13 protein-coding genes and 1 pseudogene are annotated in these 15,733 nt (G+C 70.9%); 11 read left to right on the forward strand and 3 right to left on the reverse strand.

From position 1 onward, the window contains the following. Positions 1–5: 5 nt before the first annotated feature. A complete protein-coding gene (locus AC1DG4_RS12400; RefSeq protein ID WP_477381027.1) occupies positions 6–500 on the reverse strand; it encodes an SRPBCC domain-containing protein in 495 nt (164 codons plus the stop codon). 16 nt (positions 501–516) lie between these two features. On the opposite strand from AC1DG4_RS12400, the gene AC1DG4_RS12405 reads away from it, so the two are divergent. After that, entirely contained in the window at positions 517–840 is a 324-nt protein-coding gene (locus tag AC1DG4_RS12405) for an ArsR/SmtB family transcription factor (protein WP_477381029.1), read from the forward strand. A gap of 235 nt (positions 841–1,075) precedes the next feature. Here AC1DG4_RS12405 and AC1DG4_RS12410 read toward each other — a convergent pair whose 3' ends face one another. Next, positions 1,076–3,088 (reverse strand): DUF5107 domain-containing protein, encoded by a 2,013-nt coding sequence (locus AC1DG4_RS12410; RefSeq protein WP_477381031.1) that lies wholly within the window; start codon positions 3,086–3,088, stop codon positions 1,076–1,078. 310 nt (positions 3,089–3,398) lie between these two features. Next, positions 3,399–4,196 (reverse strand): MerR family transcriptional regulator, encoded by a 798-nt coding sequence (locus AC1DG4_RS12415; protein ID WP_477381033.1) that lies wholly within the window; start codon positions 4,194–4,196, stop codon positions 3,399–3,401. Positions 4,197–4,414: 218 nt separating this feature from the next. Here AC1DG4_RS12415 and AC1DG4_RS12420 point away from each other — a divergent pair, with 218 nt between their 5' ends. From AC1DG4_RS12420 to AC1DG4_RS12465, 10 genes and pseudogenes are all read left to right on the forward strand, one after another. Beyond that, positions 4,415–5,566 (forward strand): class I SAM-dependent methyltransferase, encoded by a 1,152-nt coding sequence (locus AC1DG4_RS12420; protein ID WP_477381035.1) that lies wholly within the window; start codon positions 4,415–4,417, stop codon positions 5,564–5,566. A 345-nt stretch (positions 5,567–5,911) separates the two neighbouring features. Further along, complete coding sequence (locus AC1DG4_RS12425) at positions 5,912–7,225, forward strand: quaternary amine ABC transporter ATP-binding protein (RefSeq protein ID WP_477381037.1); 1,314 nt, start codon at positions 5,912–5,914, stop codon at positions 7,223–7,225. Beyond that, positions 7,222–8,169 carry an ABC transporter permease gene (locus AC1DG4_RS12430; RefSeq protein WP_477381039.1) on the forward strand — a complete coding sequence of 316 codons (948 nt, stop codon included), beginning with the start codon at positions 7,222–7,224 and terminating at the stop codon, positions 8,167–8,169. The genes AC1DG4_RS12425 and AC1DG4_RS12430 overlap by 4 nt, the downstream gene beginning before the upstream one ends. Continuing rightward, entirely contained in the window at positions 8,162–9,091 is a 930-nt protein-coding gene (locus AC1DG4_RS12435; protein WP_477381041.1) for a glycine betaine ABC transporter substrate-binding protein, read from the forward strand. Before AC1DG4_RS12430 ends, AC1DG4_RS12435 begins: the two co-directional genes overlap by 8 nt. Before the next feature lie 188 nt (positions 9,092–9,279). Beyond that, positions 9,280–9,792, forward strand: a complete 513-nt coding sequence (locus AC1DG4_RS12440; protein WP_477381042.1) for a hypothetical protein — start codon at positions 9,280–9,282, stop codon at positions 9,790–9,792. 113 nt (positions 9,793–9,905) lie between these two features. Next, positions 9,906–10,514, forward strand: a complete 609-nt coding sequence (locus AC1DG4_RS12445) for a DUF305 domain-containing protein (protein WP_477381044.1) — start codon at positions 9,906–9,908, stop codon at positions 10,512–10,514. 431 nt (positions 10,515–10,945) lie between these two features. Further along, entirely contained in the window at positions 10,946–12,460 is a 1,515-nt protein-coding gene (locus AC1DG4_RS12450; protein ID WP_477381045.1) for a lipase maturation factor family protein, read from the forward strand. A 157-nt stretch (positions 12,461–12,617) separates the two neighbouring features. Further along, complete coding sequence (gene alr, locus AC1DG4_RS12455; protein ID WP_477381047.1) at positions 12,618–13,877, forward strand: alanine racemase; 1,260 nt, start codon at positions 12,618–12,620, stop codon at positions 13,875–13,877. Then, on the forward strand, positions 13,766–14,767 hold the full coding sequence (locus AC1DG4_RS12460) for a D-alanine--D-alanine ligase family protein (protein ID WP_477381049.1): 1,002 nt from the start codon (positions 13,766–13,768) through the stop codon (positions 14,765–14,767). The genes alr and AC1DG4_RS12460 overlap by 112 nt, the downstream gene beginning before the upstream one ends. Beyond that, positions 14,764–15,732 (forward strand): annotated as a pseudogene (locus AC1DG4_RS12465) (acyltransferase family protein); the annotation flags it as partial. The gene AC1DG4_RS12460 and the pseudogene AC1DG4_RS12465, both read left to right, overlap by 4 nt. Position 15,733: the final 1 nt, after the last annotated feature.

A 15,733-nucleotide genomic window follows, 5' to 3' on the forward strand; every position in this document is an offset into this window, starting at 1 on the left:
CCGCTCTACTTGTAGAAGCCGTCGCGCAGGTTGATACCGTGCTCGACCCAGGCCTTGAGGGCTGCGAGCATGCCGGTCCACCCCTCGCAGTTGCCGAACGCGCTCTTCGCGCCGCCCGCGGTCGCCCGCCAGGTCGACTCGGTGATCGTGACGAGCGTGCGCGCACCGTCGTCGATCGGGGCGAACTCGAACACCGTGCGCGTGGTGCCGGTGTCGTTGCTGCCGGGGACGGCCGCCCACTCGATCACGATGCGCTCCGGCGCCTTCGCTTCGACGACGACGACCGGGAAGCGTCCGGGGAAGTCGGCGAAGTCCCAGCTGACGTCGGCACCGGACTCGAGACGGCCCTGAGCACCGCCGGTGGTGAAGTAGCGGGAGAGCTGCGCCGGATCGGCGACGGCTTCGTAGACCTCCGCGGGCGGGCGGGAGACGCGGCCGGAGACCGAGAAGGACAATTCGCTGAGCGGAGCCATGTCCGCAGTGATTTCGATCTGAGACATGTTGTAAGATTACAACATGAATGCGGAGAGGGGAACCGACGGCGACGATCTCGTCTTCAAGGCCCTCGCCGCCCCCATCCGGCGGAGGATGCTCGACGCCCTGCGCGAGGCGCCGCGCACCACGGGCGAGCTGTGCGCATGCTTCCCCGAACTCGACCGCACCACGGTCCTGCAGCACCTGAAGGTGCTCGAGCGGGCCGAGCTCGTGATCGGTCGCCGCGAGGGCAGGGAGCGGCACCTCACTCTCGCTCCGCTGCCCATCAAGCGGATCCACGATCGCTGGATCGGCGCCTACGCGGCGGCCGCCGTCCAGCTGCTGGACGACCTCGACCGGGGCTGATCGGCGGCCGGAGGGACGTTGAGTCCGCCTGTCGGGGGGCGTTGAGTCCGCCTGTCGGGGGGCGTTGAGTCCGCGTCGCCGGCTTCGGGGCCGCTCAACGTGGTGCTTCTGCAGCGCACCACGTTCCGAACTCAGTCGATACGGTGCCCGAGCATCGAATTCTCCACGAGATGGCCCGAATCGACTGAGTTTCGCACCCGTGCGCACCGCGGCCTTTGCCCCGTAGCTCGGATCCTCAGCCCTCCGGCGCCATCTCGAAGTCGTACCAGGCCGGCACCGGTCGATCGGGGAAGGCTTCGTGCCACAGCGCGGACATGCTCAGCTCGCCCTCACGGAGGTTGGGCACCTCGAAGCGGCCTTCGAGGATCCGTCCCGCCGTCTCCCGGTCGCCGGTGGCGAGGGCGGCGCGGATCTCCACCACGCGGAACCGGCCGCGCTCGCGGATCTCCGCGGGCAGCGTTCCGAGTAGGGTGCGCACCTCCTCCGCGCGTCCGTCGGCGAGCAGCGCCTCGGCGAGCTCGAGGGTGAGCGGCACCAGGTCGGGGGCCAGCTCGCACGCCTCGGCGAGCCGGCCGATGCTCTGCTCCCGGGCCGCGGTCCCGCCGCCGTCGGACTCGCGCAGCGCCAGCGCGAGTCCGCGCAGGGCCCACGCGTTGCGCCGATGCCGCAGCGACGCCTCGTAGTGCGAGATCGCGGTGCCGTGCTCGCCCCGGGTGTGCGCGGCGACGGCGCGGTGGTAGTGCGTCAGCCAGGTGGCGGGTGCCTCGGCGAGCAGGTGATCCCACTCATCGCCGATGACGTAGGAGGCAGGGGCCTCGGACGGATCCGGTTCCACGACGCCCGCGGCTGCCTCGGGCACGCCGGGCGCGCCGTCGAGAAGCCCTGCCCAGTACGCGCCCTCCTCGCCGTCGCGAGCGAACCGCACGCCGGGGAGAGGGGCGAACGCCGAGCCTGTCCGCGCGGCGAGCTGCTGTTCGAGCGCACCCCAGGGCGAACCGACCGACAGCAGGGCGTCCGGAGCGATGTCGGCGGCGTCCTCGAGTCGCACGGTGCCGGCGGAGCCCGCCGCATCCGCCGTCCGCAGCACCTGGGCGCCGACCGTAGCGACGTCCTCGCTCCAGGTGCTGTCGAGGCGCGGATCCGCGAGCTGCAGCGGCAGAAAGGTCTCGGTCCACTCCCACGTCGCGCCGCCGGGCATGCGCAGGTGCTCGTACTGCGTCGCGGCGAGCCCCGCCTGGATCTCGAAGTAGGCGCCGGTCTCGCCGCCGAGCCAGTCGCACCAGTTCCGTCCGCCCGGGGTGTCGCCCCAGACGAAGAGCTTGCGACCGAGCAGGCGCGCGGTCGAGACGTGCGCGAGGCCGGATCCGTCCGCGTCGACCGCGGCGATCCAGGGGCGGGGTGACGGTGCGTCCGGAGTCGTGGCGTCCTCTGCGGCGGCCTTGGTGGCGGCCGCGAGGCCGGGGGCCAGGTCGAAGAAGTAGTCCGCGGCGGCGGGTGCGGACGCGGGGAAGCGGGGATCCGTCTCGGTCAGGTCCGCCCGGCCCAATGTGCCGTCGTAGCCGGTCAGGTACGCGTGCGTCGCCGGGGCGAACACCCGGCTGCCCTCGGTCTGCGCGACGGCGATGTTGGTCCACCAGTACATCCCGGTTTCGCGCTCGCGGGGGTTGCGCACCCGCACCCGCACGTGCAGGGCGGCGCCGTCGAGCGTCGCGTCGAGCTGCAGGATCAGTCCGCGCACGCGCTCGTACTCCCACATCCGCAGGATCGGCTCTCCGTCGGCGCCGGCGATCTCGGCGGCGTACAGCGGGGAGCAGGTCAGCGGCCAGTGTCCGCGCATGCCGATGTTCCACTCCGCCCCGCCGGAGAACCACGCGTCGCGCAGGGCGAGGTTCGCCGGCTGCAGGATCGCGTTGCGGTAAACGAGGTCGCGCCCGGCGGTCTTGTCGAAGAGGCGCACGAGCCGGCCGCCGAGGTCGAGGGCGAACTCGGCGCGCAGCTGATCGTTCTCCAGCACCGCGACGCGCATCGGCGCGGGCGTGCGCTCGCGGTCATAGCCGTCCTGGATCAGATACGGATGGATCGAGGTGACCCGCCCGTACCGGATGTTCGCCGCGATGTCGGCGGGGAGGTGCTCGGTCGAGGCCTCGTACGGCGCCTCCGGCATCGCCGCGATCGCGGGGAGGGGGTTCGAGGATCCGACGGGGGCGGTGGGGAGGACGACCTGGGTGACGGTCAACGTTGCGCTCATCGAGGACCAGTATCCCCGCTCCGCCTGCGCCCCGGGAAGAGCCCCGCCCCGGATTCCCCTCCCGGTTCCCCCGTTCCCGTTCCCCCGGTTCCCCATCTTCGGGTCGTCCCCACCAGCGGACGTCCCCCCATCTTCGAGTCGTCCCCACTAGCGGACTCCAGGGCGTGCGTTTACGGGGACGACTCGGATCCGGTTCCTGCTTGTCTTTGTCTCGGCCCTCGCTCGTAGCTCGGAGACCGGCACGGCACGTCCTTGCCCACTGGACCGGCGGAGGGGAAGGACGCACGGGCGGACGACCCGGGTGGCGGGATCAGGCCGCTTCGACGGGCTGCTGCAGCTCGGTCACCCAGTCCGTCTGGTCCTCGCCCTCGGCGCGCACGTAGAGTTCGCGACATGGTCCGGACGGGACAAGACCACGCGCGACGATCTCCTCGTGCAGCGCGCCCCAGGTGAGCGCGATCCGGTCCATCGATCCGAGATGCACGGCGGCCTGCGGTGCCGCCGGCAATTCGACGATCTCGATGCCGTTCGGCGCCGGATCCGTGCTGACATAGCCGACGGTGACCCGAATGCCGTCTTCGCCCGAGCTGTACTCGGCGATCGGCGTCGCGAGCGAGGCGCCGAGCGGCTCGAGGATCTCCTCGACCTCGGCGAACAGCGGACCGACGAGTTCACCGACCTCGGGCTGCTCGGCGGCGATCGCGGTGCGAGCGGCGAAGCGCAGCGCCGGCAGCGGCTTCTCGATGACTTCGATGTGGGACATGTGGTGCTCCTTTTCGATGAGTTGAAGCCGCCGTTCCACGTCGACGAGTCTCGCGGCCGCAAGGCGATGCTCGCGCTCGACCTCCGCGCGCCTGATCCGCAGCAGATCGGTCAGCCGCATCACGTCGACGCCGTCCTCGAGAACCGAGGCGATGTCGTCGAGACCGAACCCGAGCTGGCGCAGGGCGACGATCCGATGCAGCAGGGCGAGCTGCGCGGGGTCGTACGAGCGGTATCCGCTGAACTCGTCCACGTGGGCCGGTACGAGCAGACCGCAGGTGTCCCAGTGCCGCAGCATGGGGTGGGTCACCTGGCCGATCTGCGCGAACGCTCCGATGGACAACATGGATCCGTTCTCCCGTCTTCCACTGTGTCAGTGTCAAGTATCTCGGCCCTCATCCCCGAGTCGTCCCCACCACCGGACCCCCTGGCGTCCCCTCCCGGGGACGACCCGGATCCGTCATTCCCCATTCCCGAGTCGTCCCCACCAGCGGACCCCCTGGCGTGCGCTCGTGGGGACGACTCGAAGATGGGGGGAGGGGAGTGCCCGCGTACGCTGAGCGGGTGCCCGAGTTCCCGTACGCCCGCCTGCGTCGGTTCCCCGACGTGGAGGCGCCGAATCTCCAGGCGTGGGACGCGACGGACGAGCTGCTCGTCGCACGGGCGCTGGCCGTCGCGGCTCAGCGCGAGATCGACGGATCCGCGATCGCGGTGGTCGGCGACGGCTACGGCGCGCTCACACTGCCTCTGGTGGCCGCCGGGTTCACCGGAGTGCGCGTGCACCAGGACCTGGTGACCGGGCGCCGGGCACTCGCTCGCAACGCGGTCGAGCTCGGGGCGGAGGGCTTCTCCGCGCACGAACTCGACGCCGAGCTGTTGCGCGGGGCGCGGCTCGTGCTGCTGCAGTTGCCGAAGGGGCTCGCGGAGCTCGAAGAGATCGCGGATGCGGTCTCTCGCTGGGCAGCGCCCGACGCCGTGCTGCTCGCCGGCGGACGCGTCAAGCACATGACTCTGGCGCAGAACGAGGTGCTGACTCGCTTCTTCGGCCGGGTGCAGCCGCAGCGCGCCGAGCGGAAGTCGCGTCTGATCGTCGCGACGGATCCGCTGCCCGTGCCGCCGGATCCGCCGTTCCCGGTGTCGACGACGCATCCCGACTACGGCCTCATCCTGTGTGCGCACGGCGGCGCCTTCGCCGGCGACCGCATCGACATCGGCACGCGCGTGCTGCTCGACGTGATGCGCGACCGCGCCCCGGGTCTCGCCGCCCTCGCCGGACGGGAGGGGTTCGCCGCCCTCGACCTCGGCTGCGGCACCGGCGCGCTCGCCACGTCCCTCGCGCTCGCGGTTCCCGCTGCCCGTATCGTCGCCACCGACCGCTCCGCCGCAGCCGTGCGCTCGGCCCGTGCCACGATGCTCGCGAACGGCGTCGCCGATCAGGTGGCTGTGACCCTCGACGATGCCGGATCCGACATCCCGGACGGATCCGTCGACCTCGTGCTGCTGAACCCGCCGTTCCATCTCGGTGCGAGCGTGCACGAGGGGGCTGGGCGTCGTCTCATCGACGCGGCCGCGCGAGTGCTCCGCCCCGGCGGCGAGGTCTGGACCGTGTTCAACTCACACCTCGACCACCGGCGCGCGCTCGCTGCCGCGGTCGGGGAGACGGAGCAGCTCGTGCGCACGCCGAAGTTCACGGTGACGCGGTCCGTGCGGCGCTGACCACACCGCGGCCGCCAGGCCTACCGCGGCCGCCAGGCGAACGCCCGGCCGAAGGCCCCCGCGCGAGCACGCATACCCTAGGTCATCGACCTCGGATTTGCCACGGGATCAGGTTCTCGTTACGTTGGAATGCGGGCCTGATGGCCCCAAGACCAGTCCGCGGCCGCGTCCTTCTTTCGATTCTGCTGTGCACGAAGAGGCGTGGGCGTACGGTCGATGATCTCTGTTGAGGATCCGAAATCCTCCTCCTGCGCCGCCAGCATGGTTCTGTCGAAACGGCCCTGTGATCATCACCCGGGCGAGACCGATGCAGGCCTCCCTGATAGGTGAGGCCGCGGGGGAAACGTGTCCGAAACCGCTCTGGAAGCGCGTCATCTGTTCAAGGTGTTCGGGAAGAATCCGAACCAGGCCGTCCGCCGGCTGAAGGCCGGCGAGAGCCGATCCGAGGTCGCCGACGTCGGCACCGCCGCCGTCATCGACGCGAGCTTCACCGTCAATCGCGGCGAGATCTTCGTCATCATGGGACTGTCCGGATCGGGCAAGTCCACGATCATCCGAATGCTCAACGGCTTGCACGAGGCGACGGACGGCTCCGTCCTCGTCGCGGGGGATCCGATCACCGGCATTCCGGCCTCGCGTCTTCGCGAGATCCGCCGCGACCGCGTCTCGATGGTGTTCCAGCACTTCGCCCTGCTGCCGCACCGCACCGTCGCCGCGAACGTGGCGTACCCGCTCGAGCTGAAGGGCGTCGGCAAGGCCGAGCGCCTGGCCAAGGCGGAGGAGATCCTGGGCCTCGTCGGCCTGGAGGGGCAGGGCGAGAAGCTTCCGTCCGAACTCTCCGGCGGCATGCAGCAGCGCGTCGGCATCGCCCGCGCGCTCGCCGCAGACAGCGACATCCTGCTGATGGACGAGGCGTTCAGCGCGCTGGATCCGCTCATCCGCCGGGAGATGCAGGAGCAGCTGCTCGAACTGCAGCAGAAGCTGCAGAAGACCATCGTGTTCATCACCCACGATCTGAACGAGGCCATGTTCCTCGGCGATCGCATCGCCGTGATGCGGGACGGCCGCATCGTGCAGATCGGCACGCCGGAGGACATCCTCACCGATCCGGCCAACAGCTACGTCGAGCAGTTCGTGCAGGACGTGGACCGCGCCCGCGTGCTCACCGCAGCGAACGTCATGGAGCGCCCGCGCCCCGTCGTGTCTGAGAACGCCGGCCCTCGTACCGCGCTCAAGCAGATGCGCGACGCGTTCATGTCGGCGACGTACGTCGTGGGCCGTGACCGCAAGCTCATCGGTATCGTCACCGACCGCGACGTCGTCAAGCTGATCCGCCGCGGCGAGAGCACCCTGACCTCGGTGCTCAAGCCCGCAGCCCAGGTGGTCGACGAGGACGAGATCCTGATGAACCTGTTCATCCCGGCGGTCGAGTCGCCGCTGCCGCTCGCCGTGGCGGATGCGGAGGGGCGCCTCGTGGGCGTCATCCCGCGCATCACCCTGCTCGCGGCGCTCGGCCCCGGTTCGGGCGCCACGGGTGAGATCAACCTGCCGGTGCTGCCGCTGCCGCAGGCGGAGGTCGACGCCGTCCTGGACGACGGCTGGACCGCCGAGCTCTCGCCGAACACGCCGGACGCGCCGACCGAGGAGGTCACCCGATGAACATCCTTCCCATCGGATCCTGGGTCGCTGTCGCGGTCGACTGGATCAAGGCCAACCTCGACGGACTGCTGCACGTCATCTCGACCGTGGTGTCGTTCCTCGTCGACGGCCTGAGCTTCGTGCTGCTGATGCCGTGGTTCTACGTCGTCATCATCATCGCCGCGCTCATCGCCTGGCTCGTGCGCTCGTGGCGCCTCGCGATCGGCACGGTGATCTCCTTCGGGCTGATCGTCGCGATGGGCCTGTGGGTCCCGGCGATGCAGACGCTCGCCCTGGTGCTCGTCGCCGGTGCGGTCGCCGTGCTGATCGCGATCCCGCTCGGCATCTGGTCGGCTCGCAACGCGACCGTGCGCGCCGTGCTCAAACCCGCGCTCGACTTCATGCAGACGATGCCCGCCTTCGTCTACCTCATCCCCGCGATCGTGTTCTTCAGCATCGGCGTGGTGCCGGGCCTCGTGGCCACGGTCATCTTCGCCCTGCCTCCCGGGGTGCGCTTCACCGAGCTCGGTATCCGCGGCGTGGATTCCGAGACCGTCGAGGCCGGGCAGTCGTTCGGTGCGACGCCCGGTCAGATCCTGCGCGGGATCCAGCTGCCGCTCGCCATGCCGACCATCCTCGCCGGCGTCAACCAGGTGATCATGCTCGCGCTGTCGATGGCGGTCATCGCCGGTATGGCGGGCGCCGACGGGCTCGGCAAGCTCGTGGTCGAGGCGATCTCGACCGTCAACATCGCCAAGGGCGTCGAAGCCGGTCTCGGCGTCGTGCTGATCGCGGTCTTCCTCGACCGGGTCACCGCGTCGCTGGGTTCCCTGGGGGAGCACCCCCGCTCGCTGCTCGGGATGATGGCGCGCCGTCGCACCGCGCGGCGCCTGGCGGCTGCCTCCGCCGTGGCCGACAAGATCCCGGAGCCGACCGTCGAAGAGAAGGAGCTGCAGAATGCGTAAGAGCAGGATCACCACCCTCGCGGCGCTCGGCGTCGCGGCCATCCTCACCCTGGCCGGATGCGCGAGCGACGGCGCGGGGGGCACGCTCGAAATGGCGGGCAAGGCCCCGTCGAACGCCGCGGGCTCCGGCGACAAGGGGACCATCACGATCGGCTTCCTGCCCAGCTGGACCGACGGGCTGAGCACCGCGTACCTGCTGCAGGATCAGCTCGGCAAGATGGGCTACGACGTGAAGATGCAGACGCTGTCCGACGCGGGCCCGCTGTATGCGGGGCTCTCGCAGGGCGACGTGGACATCTTCCCGTCGGCGTGGCCCGAGGTGACGCAGAAGGCGTACATGGACAAGTACAAGGGGTCGATCGACGACCTCGGGACGTACTACGGCAACGCCCGCCTCACGATCGCGGTGCCGACCTACTCCGACATCGACTCGATCGACCAGCTCAAGGGCAAGGCCTCGACCTTCGGCGGCAAGATCATCGGCATCGAGCCGGGCGCCGGCCTCACCGCGCAGACCCAGAAGATGATGCCTGAGTACGGCCTGGACGGCGAGTACCAGCTGGTGACCTCGTCCACCGCCGCGATGCTCACGGAACTGAAGTCGGCCACCGAGAAGAAGCAGGACATCGCGGTCACGCTGTGGCGTCCGTTCTGGGCCAACAGCGCCTACCCCGTGAAGGATCTGAAGGATCCGAAGGGCGCGATGGGCAAGCCGGAGGGGCTGCACTTCCTCGGCGCGAAGGGCTTCGCCGAGAAGCATCCCGACGTCGCCGCGCTGGTCGGGAAGATCAAGCTCGACGACGCGCAGTACGGCTCGCTCGAGGACACGGTCGTGAACCAGTTCGGCGAGGGCAAGGAGCCCCAGGCGATCGACAAATGGATCCAGGAGCACGGCAGCGACTTCGACTGGGTGCAGAAGTAGCCCGCCTGCTCTGAGGCGCGCTACCTGCTCTGAAGCGCGAGACTGGCTGTGAAGCGCGCGACGCCTGCACGATCCCGACACGGATGCACGACCGGATCCGCGATCGGATCGTGCAGGCGTCGCGTTGTCGTGCGGGCGTCGCGGGGGCGTCGGGCCCTCTCTCGAGCCAGATGGGTATGCTGTACCCCGTGGGGTATCGGATCCGAGTCGGGAGCACGTCGTCGACGTGGTCGCCGTCGATCCTGCTCCTCGTCGCGGCGCTGATCGCGGGGCTGCTCGGGATGCACGTGCTCGACGGGCACGGCTCCCCGACGGCGGGTGCGGATCCTTCCTCGCACGACGCGATGTCCGCCGTGTCGATGTCCGCGGCGCCGATGCCGGCGACGGTCGGGAAGCCGCTGTCAGTGCCGGCGATGGTCGGGAAGCCGCTGTCGGCGCCGGCCACGGCTATTGGCGCGACCGCGCTCTCGATCACGGCGAGCCACGCCGTCCCGGTCGGTCACGGCTGTGCGGACTGCGCGGAGCACGCCGCCATGTCGGAGTCCTGCGTGCTGGCGCCGGTCGCCCCGGCCGCGTTGCCCGGGCCGCCCGCCGAGGATCTCCGGCCCGCGATCGTCGCATCCCTCGTCGCCTCCCCGGCGAACGACCCGGCGGATCCCCGCCCTCCGAGCATCTCCGCGCTCTGCATCAGTCGCAGATGAGCCGACGCGCGGTGCGTCCCGTAGTCCCCTGGTTTCGGGGGCGGATGCACCGGAACGGCTTCGCGCCCGCCATCCGGCGAGGCGCGACAACGACGACGAAAGCAGAGAACGACATGACCATCCATACCCTCCACCGCGCGCTCGCGATCGGAGCGATCGCCCTCACCGGGGCCGTGCTCACCGCCTGCGCGCCCACGACCGACCACTCCGGAATGCCGGGGATGTCGCCCGGCGCGTCCACCTCCACGACCGGAGACCCCCAGGGATCCGCCAACGACGCGGACGCGATGTTCGCGACGATGATGATCGACCACCATCAGCAGGCGATAGACATGAGCGACACGCTCCTCGCCAAGGCCGGCGTCGATGCGCGCGTCATCGACCTCGCGACCAGGATCAAGGGGGCCCAGACGCCCGAGATCACGACCATGCGCGGCTGGCTCGCCGATTGGGGCGCGCCCTCGGCCTCGGCCGGATCCATGGGTCATGGCGACGGCATGATGAGCGAGGCCGACATGGCGGCGCTCGAGGCGGCGCCGGGCGCCGAGGCCGGCAAGCTGTTCCTGCAGCAGATGATCGTGCATCACGAGGGCGCGATCGCGATGGCCCGCACGGAGAAGGCGAACGGCGCGGATCCCCTGGCCCTCGCTCTCGCCAGCACGATCATCGACGCGCAGACCGCCGAGATCGCCGAGATGAAGAGCCTGCTCGCCGCGCTCTGAGGCGACCCCGGCCCTGCCCCGGCCCCTGCTGGGCCGGGGTCGCGGCCAGGCCCGGCGCCCGGCGCGGCGCGCGGCCTGGCCCCGGTTCGCGACGCGCGACACCTGCACGACGCCGACACGGATGCACGACCGGATCCGCGATCGGATCGTGCAGGTGTCGCATCGTCGTGCAGGTGTCCCGCGCGGAGCGCAACGGGAGGCCGCCCGTCCCGGTCCCCGCCTCCCCCCACCTTCGAGTCGTCCCCGCCAGCGGAGCCCCTGGCGTGCGCTCACGGGGACGACTCGAAAGTAGAGGCCGCCCTGTCCCGGTCTCCACCTCCACCCACCTTCGAGTCGTCCCCGCCAGCGGAGCCCCTGGGGTGCGCTCATGGGGACGACTCGAAGTGGGGGAGCACCTGTCCGGATCGGGGAGCCGCGCGTAGCCTTCCGGTATGGACGGCTTCGCGGCGGTCGACTTCGGCTTCGCGCGTGAGGTGCTCCAGCGGGGCATCGCGGCGCTGTATCTGGTCGCCTTCGTCAGCACGCTGAACCAGTTCCGCGCGCTGCTGGGCGAGCACGGTCTGCTGCCGGCGCCGGAGCTCCTCGCCTGGGCCGGATCCTCCCCCCGCGCGCGCCGGCTCCTGCGGCCGACGCTGTTCCTGCGCGTCCGGTACACGGATCGACGGCTCGTGGCCCTGTGCGTCGCGGGGATCGCCGTGTCGGCCGCGCTCGTGACCGGCCTGCCACAGCTCGCGCCGCCGTGGGCGCCGATGGCCTGCTTCCTGCTGCTGTGGCTCGGATACATGTCGATCTCGTCGATCGGGCAGACGTTCTACGGCTTCGGCTGGGAGATGCTGCTGCTCGAAGCCGGGTTCCTCGCCGCATTCCTGGGATCCGCGTCGCAGCCGCCGCCCACCGCGGTCATCGTGCTGTTCTGGTGGCTCGTGATCCGGCTCGAGTTCGGCGCCGGCATGATCAAGATCCGCGGCGGGCGCGAATGGCGCGACCTCACGGCGCTCATGTACCACCACGAGACGCAGCCGATGCCGGGGCCGCTCAGTCGGCAGGCCCACCTGCTGCCGCGCTGGTTCCACCGTCTCGAGGTGATCGGCAACCACGTCGCGCAGCTCGGAGCGCCCTGGCTCCTGCTCGCGCCGATCCTCGGGTTGTGGATCCCGGGCGCTTCGACAGGCTCGGCGACCTGGCCCGCCATCGTGGGGGCGGTGGGCGCCGGGGTCGTCATCGTCACCCAGCTCTGGCTCGTCCTCACCGGCAACTTCGCATGGCTGAACTGGGCGACGATCGTGATCGCGTTCTCCGCGGTCGGGATCCCGAGGGGTGCGCCGCGCCACTCGGCGACGGTCCTGCCCTGGTCGATCGACGGCTTGTCGCTGCCCTGGTTCGCCGTCACCTCGGCGGTGGCGGTGCTGTACGTGTGGCTCTCGGTGCCGGCGGTGAGGAACCTGTTCTCGCGCACTCAGGCGATGAACGCGTCGTTCAATCGCTGGCAGCTCGCGAACGCGTACGGCGCCTTCGGAACCGTCACGAAGGAGCGGATCGAGATTGTCGTGGAGGGCACGATGCAGCAAGACGCGGATCCGGATCCGCTCGCGGGCGAGTGGCGCGAGTACGGCTTCCGCGGCAAGCCCGGCGAGCTGCACCGCGTTCCGGGGCTGTTCGCGCCGTACCACCTGCGCCTGGACTGGCTGATGTGGTTCCTGCCGTTGGGGCGGATGTACGAGGACTGGTTCGGGATGCTCCTCGTGCGGCTGCTCGAGGCGGATGCACCCACGCTGCGGCTGCTGGGGCACGACCCCTTCGCAGGGGAGCGCCCGCGCCAGGTGCGCGCCGTCGCCTACCGCTATCGGTTCACGACCCGCGCCCAGCATCGCGAGAGCGGGCGGGTGTGGATCCGCGACCGCCGCCGGGTGGTGGTGCGCCCGCTGTCGCGGGGCGACGGCGACTAGCGGGGGCGGCGGGGCTGACGGGGCCGGCGGGGCCGGTAGAGCCGGCGGGCCCCGCGGGCAGGCGGGCCCCGCGGGCCCGGCGCCGTCTGGCCGCATATCGTGCCCGTATCGAAATCCGGATACGCCCCGGCAACCCACTGCTCGCTTGACTCGATCCATGCGATCACCCGCCACGGAACTCGTCGTCCATGAGGACGCGCTCCGCGAGAACACCGCTCGCCTGCGGGCGCTGTCCGGGGGAGGGCTCATGGCCGTCCTCAAGGCAGACGCGTTCGGCCATGGGGACGTCGCCTCCGCGGTGCTGGAAGCGGGTGCGGACTCGATCGGGGTGACGAGCATCGACGAGGCGCTCGCCCTCCGGCAGGCGGATGTCGGCGCGCCGATCCTGAGCTGGCTCAACGCGCCGGGCGCCGACTTCGAGACGGCGGTGCGCGAACGCATCGACCTCGCCGTCCCGAATCTCGAGCTGCTCTTCGAGATCGCACGCGCTGCGCGGGCCGTGGGCACGGCGGCCCGCGTGCATCTGCACATCGACGTCGGCACCGGCCGCGACGGCTGCCCGTCGCGCGACTGGGCCACCCTGTGCGCCCTCGCCCGCGAGCAGGAGGAGGCGGGCGCCGTCCGGGTGGTCGGAGTGATGGGGCACATGTCGTGCGCCGACGACCCGGGGAACGGGGAGAACGTGCGCGAGCGCCTGGTGTTCGAGAACGCGATCCGCGCCGCGCGTCGTCGCGCTCTGCGCCCGCACCTCCTGCACCTCGCGGCCACGGCGGCGACGATCACAGGCGTGGGGGCGGGGTACGGCCTGCATCGCATCGGCGCCGGACTGTTCGGCATCGACCCTTCGCGTACGACCGACGTCCTCCGCCCCGCCCTGACCCTGACCTCGACCGTCGTGTCGTCCCGGGAGGTGCCGGCGGGCACGGGCGTCGGATACGGTCACGACTTCGTCACCCCGGAACGCACCCGCCTCGCGCTGCTGCCGCTCGGCTATGCCGATGGACTGCCCCGCGCGGCGTCCGCGCGGGCCGAGGTGCTCGTGCGCGGCGAGCGTCGCCCACTCGTGGGCAGGTTCTCGATGGACATGGTCGTCGTCGACACCGGTGACATGCTGCTGCGGCCGGGGGAGCGCGTCACGATCTTCGGACCCGGCCGGGACGGCGAGCCGACGGTCGCCGAATGGGCCGCCTGGTCGCACACGATCGAGCACGAGATCGTCACCGCGGTGGGATCCCGGACATCGCGGATCCACCGCACCCTCGACGCCTCGAACCGCCGCACACCCGCGCTCTCTGGAGAAACCGCATGCCTCAGCACACCCGCCGCCGGATCGCCGTCATCGGAGGCGGCGCGAACGACGAGCACCCGGTCTCCCTCGCCTCTGCGGCCGCCGTCGCGCGCGCTCTCCGCGCGCTGAGGCACACCGCGGTCCCGCTCACGATCGGCGAGGACGGCGCGTGGCGGGACGAGCAGGACACGATGCTGCCCGCCCACCGCGCGATCGAGCTGCTCACCGGCTGCGATGCGGCGATCCCCATGCTGCACGGCGTCCGGGGCGAGGACGGCGCGATCGCGGGCCTGCTGGAGCTCTGCGGCGTGCCCTCCGCGGGATCCCCGGTCCGCGCGGGGGCGCTGGGAATGGACAAGCAGGCCACGAAGCTGGTCGCGGCGTCGCTGGGCATCGCGACGGCGAACGCGCGTCTCGTCGGGCCCGGATCCGTGGCGGTCACCGAGGGCCTGACACCGCCCTTCGTCGTGAAGCCCGCGAGCGGCGGGTCCAGCAACGGGGTCTTCGTCGTCGCAGATCCCGACGGCGTCGCCGACGCCGTCGACCGGGCGAGGACGTTCGGGGATCCGGTCCTGATCGAGGAGTATGTTGCAGGGCGGGAGGTGGATGTCGCGGTCTTCCGCGACCGGCACGGCGCACTGCGCCTCGGCGCCGCGCTCGAGATCGGGGTGTCATCGGGCGGCGTGTTCGGCGCGGCGGAGAAGTACGACGGCAGCGCCCGGTTCACGGTGCCGGCCGCGATCAGCGATGCCGAGGAAGCGGCCGTCCGTTCGGCGGCGACTCGGCTCTACGACGCGCTGGGGTGCGCCGGAGTCGCCCGCTTCGACTTCTTCGTGACCGCCGACGGTCCGGTGCTGAACGAGGTGAACACGACGCCGGGGATGACCGAGCGCTCTCAGGTGCCGCTGATGTACGCGGCGACCGGTCTCGACTACACCGGATTGATCGCCGAGCTCCTCGACGCCGTGCTGTCGCCGAATCGGGGGGAGGCGCCGCGGCGGGCCGAGGCATCGGCATGACGGCCGCCGGGACGGCTCAGGGCTCGCGGCTGGCCTGGGCGGACACCGCCAAGGGGCTGCTGATCATCCTCGTGGTGTTCTGGCACGTCGTGCTGAAGAGCTACCTCACGATCGACTGGAGGATCGGCCTGCCGATACCCGGCGCCTGGGGGCTGATCTCCGACCTCGCCTACCCGGTGCGGATGCCCCTGTTCTTCCTCATCTCCGGCTGCTTCGCCGCGAACGCGGTCGCGCGGCCGTGGGCCGCCGTGCTCCGCGGCCGCGTCCTGCGCTTCCTGTACCTGTATCTGCTCTGGACGCTCATCCACATGGCGACGATGTAGGCGTTCCCCGACTTCCCGACCCTGGTGCCGAGATCCGTCGCGGAGTTCATCGAAGCGATCACGATCAGCCCGCCGAACGCCTGGTACCTCTATGCCCTCGCGCTCTACTTCCTCGTCGCCAAGGGGCTGCGCCGGCTACCCGTCTGGATCCCGCTGGCCGCGGCCGCGGTGCTGACGATCGCCGTGGGGGCGGGGTTCATCGACGTCGTCAGCAACCGGGGATCGCTGCTCGCCAACCTGCTCTACTTCCTCATCGGCACCTCCTTCTCCCGGCAGATCATCCGATTCGCCGCCCGCCCGCGCCCTGTGCTCGCGGCCGGCGCCGTCGTGCTGTACCTGGCTGTGTTCGCCGCCGTGAGGATCACCGGGGCGGAGAAGATCCCGGGGGTGTGGCCTGCCGTCGCTCTGATCGGGCTCGGCGCGGGGATGGCCGTGGCGCCGCTGCTGGCGAGGACGCCACGGCTCGGCGCGGGACTGAGCCGGCTCGGCGCGCGCACGCTGCAGATCTACGTGATCCACATGCCGGTGCTCGCGCTCGCCGACGCCCTCGTGGCCGGGTGGGTGTCGGATGCCGGGAAAGCCGTGCAACTGGTCGCGGCCGTGGTGCTCCCCGTCGTCCTCACGGCCGTCGTGATCGCCGTCA

The organism is Microbacterium sp. 05N427, assembly GCF_056397105.1.